The following is a 14,554-nucleotide window of genomic DNA, read 5'->3' as shown; positions in this document are numbered from 1 at the left end:
TCTTTCTCTCCCCGCTTACGACGTGAACGGGAACTGGAACGCCTTCAGAAGCGCCTTAGCTTCCTTGTCGCTCGGAGCCGTGGTGCAGACAACGATATCCATGCCCCACATCTGATCGATTTGGTCGTAGTTGATTTCCGGAAACACGATGTGTTCCTTCAGGCCCATGGCATAGTTGCCACGACCGTCAAAGGAGTTACCGTTCAGACCACGGAAATCCTTCACGCGCGGCAGCGCGATCGTGATCAGGCGGTCGAGGAATTCATACATACGATCCTTGCGCAGCGTAACCTTGGCGCCGATCACCATACCTTCGCGCAGCTTAAAGCCGGCGATGGATTGACGAGCCTTGGTTTCAGCCGGCTTCTGACCCGTGATAGCAGCCAGATCCTTGATCGCAGCCTTTACCTTCTTGGAGTCAGCAACGGCCTCGCCGATACCCATATTGACAACGATCTTGTCAAGCTTTGGCACTTGCATTTCGTTCGTGTAACCGAACTCAGCCTTCATGGCCTCACGGATGGTCTCAAGATAGACCGCCTTAAGGCGCGGAGTGTACTTCGTATCAGCCATTGATGACCTCACCGGACTTCTTGGCGACGCGCACCTTCTTGTCGCCATCAATCTTGAAACCAACGCGGGTTGGCTTGCCGGACTTCGGGTCGATGTGGGCGACGTTCGAAACGTGGATAGCGGCTTCTTTGTTGATGATGCCGCCTTGCGGGTTCGTCTGGCTGGCGCGGGTGTGGCGTTGAACCACAGCAATGCCTTGCACGACGACGCGGTTTTCTTCAGTCAGTACCCGAAGGACCTTGCCTTGACGGCCTTTGTCCTTACCGGTCAACACAACAACGGTGTCGTTTTTCTTAATCTTCGCAGCCATATCAGATCACCTCCGGTGCCAGCGAAATGATCTTCATGTGGTTCTTGGCGCGCAATTCGCGCGGAACCGGGCCGAAGATACGAGTGCCAACGGGCTCGGACGACTTATTGACGATCACGGCAGCATTGGTGTCGAAACGGATCACCGATCCGTCTTTACGCTGGATGTCTTTCGCGGTGCGAACGACGATGGCGCGCAGCACATCACCCTTCTTCACGCGACCACGCGGAATCGCTTCCTTAACGGAAACGACGATCAGGTCACCCACCGAGGCGTAGCGGCGCTTAGAGCCACCCAACACCTTGATGCACATGACCCGGCGTGCGCCGGAATTATCGGCAACATCCAGGTTAGTTTGCATCTGAATCATGTTCAAACTTCCTTGAAACCCAAACCAAAACCCTTCGCTGTTGCTTAAGGTGCCTTGGTTTGAAACGATACGAGCAAATCACGCTATCAGGGCAAGCCCCTACTCATGATTTGAATTTCTTTTTCGGCAGGTTTTGCGGCCAAAGCAGACCGCAACGCTATACCGACAAATATTCGCGGAATGAGGCATAAGCCTCATTCCGCGTTAGAAGTAAACTCAAAAATGCTCGAAGAACCGCTTCGAGAGCATTTTTCCTGAATTGACCCGCCAAAAACGTATTGAAAGCATAGCTTTCAAACTTTTTGGCGAAGCCATTAGGCTTCTTTAGGAAGCACTTCCCAGGTCTTCAGCTTCGACTTAGGCGCACATTCGATGATGCGTGCGGTTTCGCCAGCCTTGTAGGTGTTAGCTTCGTCGTGGGCGTGGTAGCGCTTCGATACGCGGACCGTCTTTTTCAAGAGCGGGTGCAGAACGGTGCGTTCAACCTTAACAACGATGGTCTTGTCGCCCTTATCGGAAACAACCAGACCTTCCAGAATACGCTTGGGCATGGTCTCTCCTTAGGCTTTTTGGGCCGTCAAAAGGGTCTTGATGCGGGCGATGTCCTTACGAACTTCGTCTACACGGTGAGTCTTTTCCATCTGGCCAGTGGCCTTCTGGAAACGCAGGTTGAATTGCTCTTTCTTCAGATTGAGCAGTTCTTCGTGCAATTGGTCAGGGGTCTTGCCCCGCAGGTCAGCAATCTTGGTCATGATCCTACTCCGCAGCCTCAGCGACCGGCGCAATGCCGGCATCAAGGCGGGTCACGACGCGGGTACGAACCGGCAGCTTAGCCGCGCCGAGGCGCAGAGCTTCGCGAGCGATATCGTCCGGCACGCCGTCGATTTCAAACAGAATGCGACCCGGAGCTACGCGAGCAGCCCAGTAATCCACCGCACCCTTACCTTTACCCATACGGACTTCGGCAGGCTTACCCGTGACCGGCAGGTCAGGGAAAATACGGATCCAAACGCGGCCTTGACGCTTCATTTGGCGGGTGATCGCACGACGGGCAGCTTCGATTTGACGAGCTGTCAGGCGCTCAGGCTCGACCGTCTTCAGGCCATACGAACCAAAGTTCAGCGTAAAGCCGCCCTTGGCGTTGCCATGAATACGGCCTTTGAAAGCCTTGCGGTATTTGGTGCGCTTAGGGAGCAACATGGCTCTTAAGCCTCCTTCTGATTACGATCGCGGCGCGGGCCGCGGTTACGGTCAGAGCGCTCAGGACGTTCGTTTGACGATGGGCCAGCCGCCTCAATCGCCCAACGCTTGTCCTGGGCCATCGGATCGTGCTCAAGGACTTCGCCCTTGAAGATCCACACCTTGATACCAATGATACCATAGGTGGTCAGGGCTTCGGCAAAACCAAAGTCGATGTCAGCACGGATGGTGTGCAAAGGCACGCGGCCTTCACGGTACCATTCCATACGCGCGATTTCAGCACCGCCAAGGCGGCCCGAAAGGTTCATACGGATGCCCTTGGCGCCCAGACGCATAGCCGACTGGATCGAACGCTTCATGGCGCGGCGGAAGGCGATACGGCGCTCAAGCTGCTGAGCGATAGACTCGGCAACCAGTTGAGCGTCGACTTCGGGCTTACGCACTTCGACCAGGTTCAGGAACACTTCGCCCTCAGTGAGGGTGGCGATGTCCTTGCGCAGCTTATCGATGTCCTGGCCTTTTTTACCAATCACAACGCCCGGACGGGCGGCGTAGATGGTAATACGGCACTTCTTGTGAGGACGCTCAATGATGATGCGCGACACACCGGCTGCGTTCAGCTTTTCCTTGAGTTCCTTACGGATCTTCAGGTCCTGATGAAGCAGCTTGGCATATTCCTGACGCGCAGCGAACCAGCGCGAGTCCCAGGTGCGGTTGACGCCGAGGCGCAGACCAATAGGATTAACTTTCTGACCCATTACGCAGCCCCTTTAGCAGCTTCGGCACCGAATTCGCGAACCACAATCGTGATTTCCGAAAACGGCTTGAGGATACGCGACGAACGGCCACGAGCCCGTGAAGCGAAACGCTTCATGACAATGCCTTTGCCCACATAAGCCTGAGCGACAAACAGGTTGTCGATGTCCAGGTTGTGGTTGTTTTCGGCATTGGAGATCGCCGAATACAAAGCCTTGCGAACGTCTTTGGCGATGCGCTTGTGGCTGAATTCCAGTTCGTTGAGGGCGCGTTGCACCTTCAGACCACGAATGGATTGAGCGACCAGATTTAGCTTACGCGGGCTGATGCGCACCGAAACCAGCTTGACGCGGGCTTCGTTGGCTTCAACGCGGCGAGGATTTTTTGTCTGAGACATAATTACTTCCTCTTCGCCTTCTTGTCAGCGGCGTGACCGGGGAAGTTCCGCGTAGGCGAAAATTCACCGAGCTTCATGCCAACCATGTCTTCCGACACGATTACGGGCACATGCTTTTGACCATTATATACGCCGATCGTCAGCCCAATGAACTGGGGCATGATGACCGAGCGACGCGACCAGGTCTTAATGACCTCTTTGCGACCGGAACCCTGCGCGGCGTCAGCCTTCTTAAGAAGGTGACCATCCACGAAAGGACCTTTCCATACGGAGCGTGCCATGGATTAGCGAGCCTTCTTAACGTGACGCGAGCGGATGATGTACTTATCCGTCGCTTTGTTGGTACGAGTCTTACGACCCTTGGTGGGCTTGCCCCAAGGTGTCACAGGGTTACGACCACCGGAGGTACGGCCTTCACCACCACCGTGCGGGTGGTCGATCGGGTTCATGGCGACACCGCGGACGTGTGGACGACGGCCCTTATGGACAGAGCGACCGGCTTTACCGAGGTTTTCGTTCATGTGGTCCTGGTTGGACACAGCGCCGACGGTCGCCATGCAGGTGTCAAGCACCATGCGAAGCTCGCCCGAACCCAGACGGATCTGAGCGTAACCGGCGTCACGACCAACAAGCTGAGCATAGGCGCCGGCCGAGCGGGCCAACTGGCCACCCTTAAGCGGCTTCAGCTCAACATTGTGGATGATCGTGCCGATCGGCAGGGCGCGCAACGGAGCGGCATTACCAGGCTTCACGTCAACCTTTTCAGAGGCGATGATCTGGTCACCGGCCTTGAGGCGTTGCGGGGCCAGAATATAGGCCTTTTCGCCGTCGGCGTAATTGATCAGCGCGATGAACGCGGTACGGTTAGGGTCATATTCCAGACGCTCAACCGTGCCGACCACATCAAACTTGCGACGCTTGAAGTCGATGATGCGGTACAGGCGCTTGGCACCACCGCCGCGAAAGCGGACAGCGATACGGCCACCGGCACCACGACCGCCGGACTTGGTCAAGCCTTCGACAAGTGATTTCTCAGGGCGACCCTTGTGCAGTTCCGAACGGTCAACCAGAACAAGCTGACGACGGCCGGGGGAGGTCGGATTATATTGCTTTAAAGCCATTGCTCAAACCTCTCCTTACAAGCCGGTTGTGATGTCTATGGATTGGCCCTCTTCGAGGGTAACAATCGCCTTTTTGACATCAATGCGGCGACCCTTAATGCCCTTGAAGCGCTTGGTCTTGCCCTTTTGAACGATCGTGTTCACCTTGGTGACCTTAACGCCGTAAAGCGCTTCGACCGCCGAGGCGACTTCGTCTTTAGAGGAGTCCAGCGACACCTTGAAGACAACCTTGTTCTGCTCGGACAGCAGAGTGGCCTTTTCGGTGATGTGCGGCGACAGGAGAACGTCGTAATTGCGAATAGTAGCAGCCATCTCTTAAGCTCCCACAGCAAAGCGTGCTTCGATGGCTTCGACCGCAGACTTGGTCAGAACCAGCTTTTCACGACGCAGAATGTCATAGACATTGAGACCGGCGTTCGGCAACACATCGATATTCGGGATGTTGCGCGAGGCCAGAGCGAAGTTGGTGTCGACTTCAGGACCCGCGATAAACAGCGCGTTCTTCAGGCCGAGCTTCTCGAAAGATGCCAGCAGGCTTTGGGTCTTCGGGGCATCCACAATCGCCTGATCCAGAATGATCAGCGAGCCGGACTTTACCTTGGACGACAAAGCATGACGCAGGCCGAGCGCACGAACCTTCTTAGGCAGGTCAAACGCATGAGAGCGAACGACCGGACCGAAAGCGCGCGAACCACCGACGAACTGCGGGGCACGACGTGAGCCGTGACGGGCGCCGCCGGAGCCTTTTTGCTTATACATCTTCTTACCCGTACGAGAATTCTCATTGCGGGTCTGAACCTTGTGCGTACCGGCGCGGCGCTTGGCCAACTGCCAGTTTACGACGCGGGCCAGAATGTCGGAGCGGATATCTTCGAGACCGAAGACGTTGTCCGAAAGTTCCAGCTCGCCCGCTTGATCAGCGTTCAGATTGGTGACTTGGATTTTCATAATTATTCAGCTCCCTCTTCTGCGGCAGGAGCCTCAGCCGGGGCTTCATTTGCAGCGACCGGAGCGGCAGCTACAGACTTAATACCAGCAGGGAACGGCAGACCTTGCGGAGCGGCCTTTTTCACGGCGTCACGGATCTTGACGAAAGACCCTTCCGAACCGGGAACAGCACCGCGAATATAAAGAAGGCCACGCTCGGCATCAACGCGAACCACTTCGAGGTTCAGGGTCGTGACGGTTTCAACACCGTAGTGACCGGCCATCTTCTTACCTGGGAAGGTACGGCCTGGGTCTTGACGCTGACCCGTTGAACCGTGTGCCCGGTGAGACACCGACACACCGTGAGTTGCGCGCATACCACCGAAGTTCCAGCGCTTCATGGCGCCGGCAAAGCCCTTACCGATGGTCGTGCCCTGAATGTCGACCTTCTGACCTTCAACGAAGTGGTCAGCCGATAATTCAGCACCGACGTCGACAAGCGCGTCTTCGGAAACACGGAACTCAGCGAGGATCGCCTTGGGCTCAACCTGAGCCTTGGCGAAGCGCTCACGCTCCGGCTTCGTGGTGTTCTTTGCTTTCGCAGATCCAGCACCGAGCTGGAGCGCGACATAGCCGTCCCTGTCCTTCGTACGCTGCGCCACAACCTGGCAGCCCTCTAGAGAGAGAACGGTAACTGGCACATGGACGCCATCGTTATCGAAATAACGCGTCATGCCCAGCTTTTTGGCAATCAAGCCCGTCCGCATGGTCAATATCCTCAGATCTTAATCTCGACATCGACACCCGCCGACAGGTCGAGCTTCATGAGCGCGTCCACGGTCTGAGGAGTCGGATCGACGATGTCGAGCACACGCTTGTGCGTGCGAATTTCAAACTGTTCGCGGGACTTCTTATCGACGTGCGGCGAACGGTTTACGGTGAAACGCTCAATGAGCGTAGGCAGGGGAATAGGTCCCCGAACGGTGGCGCCCGTTCTCTTGGCCGTGTTCACGATTTCGCGTGTGGAATGATCCAGCACGCGATGATCGAAGGCCTTGAGTCTGATGCGGATATTCTGACGATCCATATCGCTCGTATTCCAATAAAAGAGCTTGCGGGTTTAACGCGTGCAGTGAACCATTTCAAAGACCAACTCAGGCTCTAAAAAAGAGACTGAACGCATATTCCGCAACTACCACCCTCATCTACCAGTTTCCCGGCAGATGAAAGCAAAAAAACAGACACCGTTTCGAGCCTTACGGTATAAGGCTCAATTCCGTGCCTGAACGTTTGATTTGCGAACCGCGTCTGACACCTCAATCACTTGAGGCACCACAGCCGATCCAACAGAGGTCGCGCTTATGCCCAAGGATTCCCTCCCCGTCAAGACCTGATGTCGGAAAAATCCAAAAACAATAAGGGGAAACGCGTTTCCGGAACGCCTTGGTTTGTCCCCTGCCCGCACGACGCTATTCCGGCCACTTAGCACACCCTTCGATGATCGATTTTGATCACTACCTGATTGCAGTTGACGGCTCCACCAAAGCGGGCATTATGTACCGCAATAAACCGGCTGCGCATTTAAGCTGCCGACAGGGAATAGATTCAGGGGGACAGTCATGTCATTGAAATCCACAGCCGCCACAGGTGCGTTTATCGCGCGCGCACTCATTATTAGTGCTGTCGTCATCCTGCCCACGTCGGTTTCCGCGCAAACGCCAACGCCGCCGCCCGCGGCCGAGACACCTTCTGAAACGACCGTAACCGTCGAAGGCAAGCTGAAACCCAAGACCGCCCGTAGAGTCCTGAAGCTCAACCCCAACTCCGCTGCCTCATGTAATTTCTTCACGTCGGGTCTGGGGTCTACAGATAGCTATGTGCAGGACTACATCGAATCCACCACCGGCAGCCGCGATCCGGACGCCATGGCGGGCCCCACGACCTTTGATGACGACGGTAATGTGATCGGCGGCGGCCGGAGCGACTACTTTAACGAAAGCAGCCCGTTTGGTGACGCCTCCCTTCCCGGCGCGCCCATGCGCTTTCCCTCCGCCGAAGCGCCCGGTACAACCGCCGATCAGACCGCCTATTGCAGCGGTGCGGATCGTGGCTTTGCAGCCGGTCGGGCCTCCATTGCCCGCCGCGACAAGACCCTGCCCGAAGCCTATGCCCTATTCGATGCCGGTAAATTCCCCGAAGCGCTGGAGATGGCGAAAAAATCCTACGCTAAACTTCCCGACAGTGATGGTGGCGTGGAAGCGTCACTCCTGATCGGTAAAATCTATCTCAATGGCCTGGGCATGAAAGCCGACGTCCCGGAAGCTATCAAGTGGTTGGAACGTGCCGCCGGCAGCCGCTTTGATGCCACACGCCAGATGCCGGCCTTTGATCCGAAGTACCCGGATGACAGCCTGACCCCGATCAGCGAAGCCGCGGTCATGCTGGCCAAGGTATATCTGACCGGTTTCGGCGTGGCTAAAAATCCAAAAGAGGCCCGCAAGTGGTTTGAGCGGGCCAACTATGTCGGCTATGTCCCGGCGGCCAAAACCCTGGGCGATATCTACTACTACGGTTACGATACGCAGAAGGATGTTAAAAAGGCCGTCAGCTATTATAAACAGGCGGGCGAAGTCGGCTTTGCCCCCGCTCAGTATGCGCTTGCGGAAATCTATTACCTTGGAGACGACGGCATAGAGCCGAACCTCAAGACCGCCGTGGCCTGGTATTACGAAGCTTCAAAGCAAAACCATGCGGGTGCGCTTTATAGCGTCGCTCGCGCCTATGACGCCGGTGAAGGCGCCGATGCTGATCCGGCCAAGGCTCTGGTCTATTATAAAGAGGCCGCCCTTGCCGGAAATGCCGACGCCCAGAACGCAGTGGGCACCTATTTCTATCAGGGCGGCGATCAGATCGTCAAGGATGACGCCACAGCCCGCAAATGGTTCGAAGCCGCCGCCCGTCAGGGGCAGGACGACGCCATGTTCAACCTCGGCGTCATGCTGATGAAGGGCGAAGGCGGCGACAAAGATATGGTCAAGGCCTGGGTCTGGTTCCGTCTGGCGCAGGCCAAGGGCCACGAAAGTGCCAAAGCCGCCCTCACCGCATTGGAAAAGCGCATGACCGATGCCGATAAGGCGCAGGCTCTGGCGATCCTGTCACCGTCCGCCAAATCTTAAGTGAGTTAAGGCGGAATTATGAAAATGAGCTCTGCAAATATCCATCGCACACTGGTGCTGACGGTCATGACGATGTGCGCCGCCTATGTTGCGCAAGCCCAAACGCCTGCGACGACGCCACCTCCGTCCCAACCCGCCCCATCAAATCCGGCGGCTGAGGGCGACGTCACCACAGTTACCGTATTCGGCAAACTGAAACCCCCCACAAGCGGGCTGACGATCAGAACCGACACCGCGTCCTCCTGCGGTTTCATGTCAGGGCAAAACGCCAGCACGGCTGACTATGTCCGCGGCGCCATACGCCAGCAAAGCTACGACCGCCAAACTTTCAGCGCCAGCAGCCCGTTCGGTGACGCCTCAACAGGTTTTTCTGCCTTTGACCGAAGCCGCACCGCCGATGACCGCAGCGGCTTCAGCGGCTGTAGTGCTGCGGATTATGGGTTTGCCGCCGGGCGGGCGCATATTGCTCGCCGCGACACAACCATGCGCGACGCCGCAGACCTGTTCAACGCTGGAAAATATCCCGAAGCCCTCGCGATGTTCAAAAAGTCCTATTCAAAGATGGGATATCGCGAAGCCGCCGTCATGATCGCCAAAATGCACCTTTACGGCGTGGCCACGGAAAAGGATGTCCCCGAAGCCATTAAATGGTTTGAAGACGCTGCCGCAGGTCATGAAAAGGTTACGCCTCGTCCTTATGATCCCACACGTCCCGACCGGATGAGCCCCAAGGCCGAAGCCTCCATGATGCTGGCCAAGATTTATCTGATCGGTTTTGATGTGCCTAAGAATCCGAAAGCGACCCGAAAATGGTTCGACCGCGCCTATGATCTGGGCTTTGTTCCCGCAGGTAAGGCTTTAGGCGACATCTATTATTTTGGTTACGATACACCACGTGATTTAGGTAAAGCCGCTAAACTGTACACGGGTGCGGCGGAATATAGCTTTGCGCCCGCCCAGTATGCGCTGGCCAATATACTCTATTCCGGCGAGGAAACTATTAAAGCTGACCCGAATAAGGCACTGGACTGGTACTGGCACGCCGCCAGGCAAAAGCATCCGGGCGCTACCTATGCTGTGGCGCGGGCCTATGATTTGGGCGAAAACGTCAAGGCCGATCCAGATAGGGCTTTGAGCCTCTATAAGGAAGCGGCGATTGGCGGCGACGGTGACGCCCAGAATGCGCTCGGCACCTATTTCTACAACGGACAGATACTGCCCAAGGATCAGGTCATGGCTCGTAAGTGGTTTGAAGCCGCCGCCGTGCGCGGTCAGGCCGACGGCATGTTTAACCTTGGGGTCATGATGATGAAGGGCGAAGGCGGCGAGACTGATCACACCAAGGCCTATGCGTGGTTGACGCTGGCGCAGACAGCCGGTCACCCCAATGCCGAAGCGGTGCTTAAAATTCTGGAAGGACGGATGACACCGGCTGAAAAAGCCGCCGCCGAAGCCCTGTTATCCCCGCAAGCCTAACCGAACAGACCGCTCTTATCCTGTTGGTCTTCGTCCTTTTCCGGACCGAAGGCCGACAGGAGTTGGGTCTGGAACAACATCCCCTTATCGCCGTTGTCCGAGCCGAACATCATATCGAGCAACGCCTGATTGGCATCAACCCGCTGGGCGCGCGCCACCAGAAACCCGCTCAAGCTTTCCTCGATGGCATCGGGTTGCACGTCCGGCATAGTCACCGCGCCCCCGGCCTTGTGGGTCAGATTGGCCATGACTTCGGCCACGGTGGCCGCCCGGCCCTGTTTGTAGAATATCGAGCGATTGGCCGACGCCGCCTGCGGGAACAGAGCCGCCGCTGATGCCCCCGGCCGGCTATCATGGGCCTGCATCAGTTGCGCCGCTCCGGCTGGCCCCAGAAAATGCGCGGCATATAGCTCACCCGCCGACGGATTACGCCCCGTCCGCCCTTTGAGGTAGGCGGCATTACCCGCCGTCAGTTCCGCCCCCATGGTCGACGCGGCGGTGGCATCATAGCGCAGACCCAGCACCTGCTTACGGGCGCTGGCATCAGGCACGCTGTACCGGCCATTAGTGCCCTTGACGATCTGATTGGCATAGGTGCCGTAGCCGTGCTTGGCGCCGTGGCTTTTGACCGTGGCCAGCCAGGTCTGCTCGATAAATTGAAACAAGCCCGCCGCCGAAGACGTTGGGGCCTTGGCGCGCGGATTGAGCGAGCTTTCGCGCTGGGCGGTCTTGACCAGATAGCTGAAATCCACGCCGGTCGTCTGCGAAGCCCGTTGCAGGGCCTGCATGACCGGATTGGTACTGGTTTTGGCCGCAGCCTCACCGCCGGATGTGGGAATCAAACCGAATTTCATACGGCAAATTTTGCCGCCTTATGGTTAATGAGGGATTAATTTGCTTTAGCTCAAACGCCGCATGGCTCGCCGCATAAGCGGCGGCGGGCAGTCGCCCTTGCCAACTTCCGAATGGAAGTTGGATTAAAACCTGTTCGGGTCATACAGCGCGGCATCGTCCGGCAAAGTTACACCGGTCAAACCCGCGATAATCGCTTCGGCCGCATAGGGCCCATAGATCCAGCCATTACGGCGCATAGCTGTGGCCACCCACACGCCAGACGCTGCATCCTTACCAATCAGCGGCCAGTGATCGGGACTGGCGGCCCGCACCCCGACCCGCGCCACCGCGTCATCATCAATCGCGGACACCAGACCCGACGTGAATTTCGGCGACTTGTCTTTCAAGGACGCCACAGCACTATCTTCGACGTCCAAATCGCCGCGTCCGCTCTGCATGGTCGCGCCGAATTTCGACAGGCCGTCATAGAACACAAAATAGCCCCACGGCGAGCGCACCATACGCCCGGCCAGCGCCGGATCAGATTTGCGCGTAATATCCAGCAAATGCCCTTTGATCGGCGACAGGGCCGACAGCGACGGCACGCCTTCCGCAAAGCGCGCCGAACCAAAGCCCGCGCACACCACCACATGGCCGGCGTTCAGGCGTTCATCATCCGTCAGCACGACCTCATGGGCGGTGACCTTAAGCACATTGGCCTCACGCCATTGCCCGCCGCGCTCAAGGAAAAGGTTTTTGAGATAGGCCAAAACTGGTTCCGGCGAGATTACCCAATCGCCGGAAATTTCGATGCCCTCAAACGGTGCGTCATAGCCAATCGCCCCAAGGCTCGCGTCCGTCATCAGCTTGGCGCGCGCCCCCATGTCGGTAAAGCGTTTCAGCATGTCATCCGCCGTGGGCCCCGGCTCCCACAACCAGATGCCCGGCTGTGCCATTTCAAGCACCTCGCTCAGCCCAATACCGTCCGCAAAGGCCGTCCATGATTTCTGCGCCGTCGCATAGCGGGCAAAGCTTAGGTGAGGATCGGCTTCGGTCATGGCCTCCAATGCGGGGGCGACCATGCCCGCCGACATGGCCGAGGTCGTCGCCATCACATCGTCCTTGGCCACAATCGTCGCCGACAGCCCCAGATCAAGCGCGCGTAAGCCCACACACAGGCCCACTATGCCACCGCCGATTATGATTACGCTATAGGGTGATGCCGTCATCGCATATTCGCTTTTTGCGGCAATATGACCATTAGAAAGGGTTTGTGATGGTACCGTCTGCTGGTTTCGAACCAGCTACCTCCAGAGCCACAATCTGGCGCTCTACCAAGTGAGCTAAGACGGCACGCTATCACAAGACATAGCGTACACGACACAATGTCAGGGCGCTGTCTCTAACCGAGGCCGCGCCCGTGATCAAGTGCGAAGTTATGCCAAAGGCACAATTATGCTCAAGCGAATAACTTTGCTGTGGAGGATCAGCTATAGCCCTTCGACTTGATATAGGCCTCTAGCTGGCTGATGCGGGTGTCATCCGACGGGTGGGTCGACAGGAACTGCGGCTGAGCCCCGCCGGTGCGTTGCGCGGCCATATTGCGCCACAGGGCGATCGATTCAGACGGTTTGTAACCAGCCTTAGCCATCAGATCGACGCCGATCTTATCAGCCTCCAGTTCATGCTGGCGCGAAAACGGCAGGATAACGCCCAGTTGCGCCCCGATGCCGCCATAGCTTGAGATCGCCTGCTGGGTACGGCCAGATGTGGCCCCGGCCGCGACCTGAATACCGACCGAAGTCGCCACCTGCTGCGAATAGCGCTCGGCGGCATGCTGCGCGATATTGTGGCCGGTTTCGTGGCCCAGAACCGCGGCCAGTTGGTCGTCGTTTTTGACGACCTTAAACAGGCCGGAATTGACGCCGACCTTATTGCCGGGAATGACAAAGGCATTGGGTTGAGGGTTGTCGAACACCACATATTCCCACGCTTGACCCGACAGGCCCGCAGCCTGAACGATACGGGCGCCGACGGTTTTCACCCGGCGATTCATCTCGGCATCATTGGAAATCTTTGAGGTCTTGAGCGTTTCCTGCCAGGCCGCCATGGCGGGTTCGGCCAGTTGCGCGTTATCGACCAGTAGTAATTGTGACCGCCCCAGCGTTTCGTTGGTAGTGCAGGCCGCAACCGACGCCAACGTAAGGGCGGCTATACCTGCGAATATATGTTTTGAGTTCATGAGCGATGTCACCTGATGCCTGTTCCAATTTTCGCGAACTATCGCCCAGCCCGTATTAAATTACAATCAGGCAATCTCATAAGTCGGCGCCGTCGCCCCCTCCGCCGTATACGCAATTACCGCCGATACCTGGCTCAGCCCCAATCCCGCTACAAATATTACGGCACGACCTATGTGGCGATTCTCATTATCTCCCCCCAAAACGGAACACTCCGGGCATCACTACCCGGAGTGCTTATGTTCACATTTTACCGTTTACTCAGTCAAGCGACCAGCGATAACGGATCTTCATCTTGTCACCATCACGCAAGGCACCATTAGCGGTTTGGGGCTTGGCGCGGGCGTGTGCAACCAACAGGTCCACCGTTGCCTGTCCAAAGCCGTACTTGGCCGGGTTTTCAGACAAAACCGCACAGGCCGTAATCTTGCCCGTAGCGTTAAACGTACATTCAACCAACGCCTCCCCTTCGACTTCGCCGTCAAGGGCGCGCTTGGGGTAATAGCTCAGCGCCGCCTCCCCGGTCGGATAGCTGGCCCACTGCGCCTTTACGTAAGGACTTGTCGCCGGTTGCGAGGATGTACCCGTAGCCTCGGTGGGTGCCCCAGTTGCTATCGTGGCGGGCGGCGATGTTATGGTTGATGGCCCGGCTTCGACCGTAGACGGTTCAACCGGGATTGGTGGCGGTGCCAGCGGAGTTATTACGGTCGGCTTATGCAGATCAATGGGCGGTGATTTCGGTTGCGGCGTAGGCGGTGGCGGCGCAAACCGGACCATGACGCCCTTGGTTATGACTTCGGGCGGCAGGGTTGGCGGCTCAATGATCTGAAAATTCTGATTAAACAGATAGACCGCAATCCCTGCATGTAACAGGGCGGCTATGCCAAGCCCGGCCATGACAGACGGTGACAATCGGCGTTGGCCGGCCGTGGCAAAAAGCGGATGATGAAGGCTGTGCGCCACTTCGGACATGATTAACCCCTGTAAAAGGTCGCGACGCCCCGCCAGTCGGTTGCGCCTGTCATGTCACAATTTCGGGTCTGCCAGCGCAAGGGCATTACAAACCCAAAGGCCAAATATGAAGCGGTTTTGGCCACGAAACCGTGACACACAAAAGCTCATGAACCTTAAGAAACGTCAGGACATATGGTTGTTAGGCCTCCCTGTTCTTACG

20 protein-coding genes and 1 tRNA gene are annotated in these 14,554 nt (G+C 57.1%); 2 read left to right on the top strand and 19 right to left on the bottom strand.

What is annotated here, in order from left to right; genetic code table 11:
- Positions 1 to 15 precede the first annotated feature (15 nt).
- The 14 genes from rplE to rpsJ form a co-directional block, all read right to left on the bottom strand.
- Positions 16 to 573: a 50S ribosomal protein L5 gene (gene rplE / locus IE102_RS15155; RefSeq protein ID WP_189488215.1), complete on the bottom strand. Its 558-nt coding sequence runs from the start codon at positions 571 to 573 to the stop codon at positions 16 to 18.
- Positions 566 to 883: a 50S ribosomal protein L24 gene (rplX, locus tag IE102_RS15150; protein WP_189488213.1), complete on the bottom strand. Its 318-nt coding sequence runs from the start codon at positions 881 to 883 to the stop codon at positions 566 to 568. Before rplX ends, rplE begins: the two co-directional genes overlap by 8 nt.
- Before the next feature lies 1 nt (position 884).
- On the bottom strand, positions 885 to 1,253 hold the full coding sequence (gene rplN / locus IE102_RS15145) for a 50S ribosomal protein L14 (protein WP_189488211.1): 369 nt from the start codon (positions 1,251 to 1,253) through the stop codon (positions 885 to 887).
- Positions 1,254 to 1,567: 314 nt separating this feature from the next.
- Entirely contained in the window at positions 1,568 to 1,804 is a 237-nt protein-coding gene (rpsQ, locus tag IE102_RS15140) for a 30S ribosomal protein S17 (protein WP_189488209.1), read from the bottom strand.
- Positions 1,805 to 1,813: 9 nt separating this feature from the next.
- Positions 1,814 to 2,005, bottom strand: coding sequence for a 50S ribosomal protein L29 (gene rpmC / locus IE102_RS15135; RefSeq protein ID WP_189488207.1), 192 nt, complete (start codon positions 2,003 to 2,005; stop codon positions 1,814 to 1,816).
- A 4-nt stretch (positions 2,006 to 2,009) separates the two neighbouring features.
- Positions 2,010 to 2,453, bottom strand: coding sequence for a 50S ribosomal protein L16 (gene rplP / locus IE102_RS15130; protein WP_189488205.1), 444 nt, complete (start codon positions 2,451 to 2,453; stop codon positions 2,010 to 2,012).
- A gap of 5 nt (positions 2,454 to 2,458) precedes the next feature.
- The gene (gene rpsC, locus IE102_RS15125; protein ID WP_189488203.1) at positions 2,459 to 3,211 is read right to left on the bottom strand and encodes a 30S ribosomal protein S3; all 753 of its coding nucleotides are present in this window, start codon (positions 3,209 to 3,211) and stop codon (positions 2,459 to 2,461) included.
- Positions 3,211 to 3,606, bottom strand: a complete 396-nt coding sequence (gene rplV, locus IE102_RS15120; protein ID WP_189488201.1) for a 50S ribosomal protein L22 — start codon at positions 3,604 to 3,606, stop codon at positions 3,211 to 3,213. Before rplV ends, rpsC begins: the two co-directional genes overlap by 1 nt.
- 2 nt (positions 3,607 to 3,608) lie before the next feature.
- Complete coding sequence (gene rpsS, locus IE102_RS15115; RefSeq protein ID WP_189488193.1) at positions 3,609 to 3,887, bottom strand: 30S ribosomal protein S19; 279 nt, start codon at positions 3,885 to 3,887, stop codon at positions 3,609 to 3,611.
- A 3-nt stretch (positions 3,888 to 3,890) separates the two neighbouring features.
- Positions 3,891 to 4,727 (bottom strand): 50S ribosomal protein L2, encoded by an 837-nt coding sequence (gene rplB / locus IE102_RS15110; RefSeq protein ID WP_189488191.1) that lies wholly within the window; start codon positions 4,725 to 4,727, stop codon positions 3,891 to 3,893.
- Between the two features lie 15 nt (positions 4,728 to 4,742).
- On the bottom strand, positions 4,743 to 5,039 hold the full coding sequence (locus tag IE102_RS15105; RefSeq protein ID WP_189488189.1) for a 50S ribosomal protein L23: 297 nt from the start codon (positions 5,037 to 5,039) through the stop codon (positions 4,743 to 4,745).
- 3 nt (positions 5,040 to 5,042) lie between these two features.
- Complete coding sequence (gene rplD / locus IE102_RS15100) at positions 5,043 to 5,675, bottom strand: 50S ribosomal protein L4 (protein WP_189488187.1); 633 nt, start codon at positions 5,673 to 5,675, stop codon at positions 5,043 to 5,045.
- Positions 5,676 to 5,677: 2 nt separating this feature from the next.
- The gene (gene rplC / locus IE102_RS15095; protein ID WP_189488185.1) at positions 5,678 to 6,421 is read right to left on the bottom strand and encodes a 50S ribosomal protein L3; all 744 of its coding nucleotides are present in this window, start codon (positions 6,419 to 6,421) and stop codon (positions 5,678 to 5,680) included.
- Between the two features lie 11 nt (positions 6,422 to 6,432).
- On the bottom strand, positions 6,433 to 6,741 hold the full coding sequence (gene rpsJ / locus IE102_RS15090; protein ID WP_006273890.1) for a 30S ribosomal protein S10: 309 nt from the start codon (positions 6,739 to 6,741) through the stop codon (positions 6,433 to 6,435).
- Between the two features lie 532 nt (positions 6,742 to 7,273).
- Between rpsJ and IE102_RS15085 the strand changes: the two genes are divergently transcribed.
- Positions 7,274 to 8,830: an SEL1-like repeat protein gene (locus tag IE102_RS15085; RefSeq protein WP_189488183.1), complete on the top strand. Its 1,557-nt coding sequence runs from the start codon at positions 7,274 to 7,276 to the stop codon at positions 8,828 to 8,830.
- A 24-nt stretch (positions 8,831 to 8,854) separates the two neighbouring features.
- Entirely contained in the window at positions 8,855 to 10,306 is a 1,452-nt protein-coding gene (locus tag IE102_RS15080; RefSeq protein WP_189488181.1) for an SEL1-like repeat protein, read from the top strand.
- Here IE102_RS15080 and IE102_RS15075 read toward each other — a convergent pair.
- The 5 genes from IE102_RS15075 to IE102_RS15055 form a co-directional block, all read right to left on the bottom strand.
- Positions 10,303 to 11,160 (bottom strand): transglycosylase SLT domain-containing protein, encoded by an 858-nt coding sequence (locus IE102_RS15075; protein ID WP_189488179.1) that lies wholly within the window; start codon positions 11,158 to 11,160, stop codon positions 10,303 to 10,305. The two genes, IE102_RS15080 and IE102_RS15075, sit on opposite strands and share 4 nt — an antisense overlap.
- 123 nt (positions 11,161 to 11,283) lie before the next feature.
- Positions 11,284 to 12,369, bottom strand: a complete 1,086-nt coding sequence (locus tag IE102_RS15070; RefSeq protein ID WP_189488168.1) for an NAD(P)/FAD-dependent oxidoreductase — start codon at positions 12,367 to 12,369, stop codon at positions 11,284 to 11,286.
- A gap of 48 nt (positions 12,370 to 12,417) precedes the next feature.
- Positions 12,418 to 12,493, bottom strand: a tRNA-His gene (locus tag IE102_RS15065).
- 133 nt (positions 12,494 to 12,626) lie between these two features.
- The gene (locus tag IE102_RS15060; RefSeq protein ID WP_189488166.1) at positions 12,627 to 13,382 is read right to left on the bottom strand and encodes a M48 family metallopeptidase; all 756 of its coding nucleotides are present in this window, start codon (positions 13,380 to 13,382) and stop codon (positions 12,627 to 12,629) included.
- 259 nt (positions 13,383 to 13,641) lie between these two features.
- Positions 13,642 to 14,352: an energy transducer TonB gene (locus IE102_RS15055; protein WP_189488164.1), complete on the bottom strand. Its 711-nt coding sequence runs from the start codon at positions 14,350 to 14,352 to the stop codon at positions 13,642 to 13,644.
- Between the last annotated feature and the right edge of the window lie 202 nt (positions 14,353 to 14,554).

The organism is Asticcacaulis endophyticus, from assembly GCF_014652575.1.
Classification (GTDB): Bacteria; Pseudomonadota; Alphaproteobacteria; order Caulobacterales; family Caulobacteraceae; genus Asticcacaulis; species Asticcacaulis endophyticus.
Note: the sequence above shows the minus strand (reverse complement) of the source record. Positions and strands in the feature narration are given on the sequence as shown.

Coding starts and splice junctions, on each gene's coding strand:
- IE102_RS15080 (WP_189488181.1), top strand. CDS start 8,855: ATGAGCTCTGCAAATATCCATCGCACACTGGTGCTGACGGTCATGACG.
- IE102_RS15105 (WP_189488189.1), bottom strand. CDS start 5,039: ATGGCTGCTACTATTCGCAATTACGACGTTCTCCTGTCGCCGCACATC.
- rplN (WP_189488211.1), bottom strand. CDS start 1,253: ATGATTCAGATGCAAACTAACCTGGATGTTGCCGATAATTCCGGCGCA.
- rplD (WP_189488187.1), bottom strand. CDS start 5,675: ATGAAAATCCAAGTCACCAATCTGAACGCTGATCAAGCGGGCGAGCTG.
- IE102_RS15060 (WP_189488166.1), bottom strand. CDS start 13,382: ATGAACTCAAAACATATATTCGCAGGTATAGCCGCCCTTACGTTGGCG.
- rpmC (WP_189488207.1), bottom strand. CDS start 2,005: ATGACCAAGATTGCTGACCTGCGGGGCAAGACCCCTGACCAATTGCAC.
- IE102_RS15085 (WP_189488183.1), top strand. CDS start 7,274: ATGTCATTGAAATCCACAGCCGCCACAGGTGCGTTTATCGCGCGCGCA.
- rplE (WP_189488215.1), bottom strand. CDS start 573: ATGGCTGATACGAAGTACACTCCGCGCCTTAAGGCGGTCTATCTTGAG.
- rplX (WP_189488213.1), bottom strand. CDS start 883: ATGGCTGCGAAGATTAAGAAAAACGACACCGTTGTTGTGTTGACCGGT.
- IE102_RS15055 (WP_189488164.1), bottom strand. CDS start 14,352: ATGTCCGAAGTGGCGCACAGCCTTCATCATCCGCTTTTTGCCACGGCC.
- rplV (WP_189488201.1), bottom strand. CDS start 3,606: ATGTCTCAGACAAAAAATCCTCGCCGCGTTGAAGCCAACGAAGCCCGC.
- rplB (WP_189488191.1), bottom strand. CDS start 4,727: ATGGCTTTAAAGCAATATAATCCGACCTCCCCCGGCCGTCGTCAGCTT.
- IE102_RS15070 (WP_189488168.1), bottom strand. CDS start 12,369: ATGACGGCATCACCCTATAGCGTAATCATAATCGGCGGTGGCATAGTG.
- rplC (WP_189488185.1), bottom strand. CDS start 6,421: ATGCGGACGGGCTTGATTGCCAAAAAGCTGGGCATGACGCGTTATTTC.
- rpsQ (WP_189488209.1), bottom strand. CDS start 1,804: ATGCCCAAGCGTATTCTGGAAGGTCTGGTTGTTTCCGATAAGGGCGAC.
- IE102_RS15075 (WP_189488179.1), bottom strand. CDS start 11,160: ATGAAATTCGGTTTGATTCCCACATCCGGCGGTGAGGCTGCGGCCAAA.
- rpsC (WP_189488203.1), bottom strand. CDS start 3,211: ATGGGTCAGAAAGTTAATCCTATTGGTCTGCGCCTCGGCGTCAACCGC.
- rpsS (WP_189488193.1), bottom strand. CDS start 3,887: ATGGCACGCTCCGTATGGAAAGGTCCTTTCGTGGATGGTCACCTTCTT.
- rpsJ (WP_006273890.1), bottom strand. CDS start 6,741: ATGGATCGTCAGAATATCCGCATCAGACTCAAGGCCTTCGATCATCGC.
- rplP (WP_189488205.1), bottom strand. CDS start 2,453: ATGTTGCTCCCTAAGCGCACCAAATACCGCAAGGCTTTCAAAGGCCGT.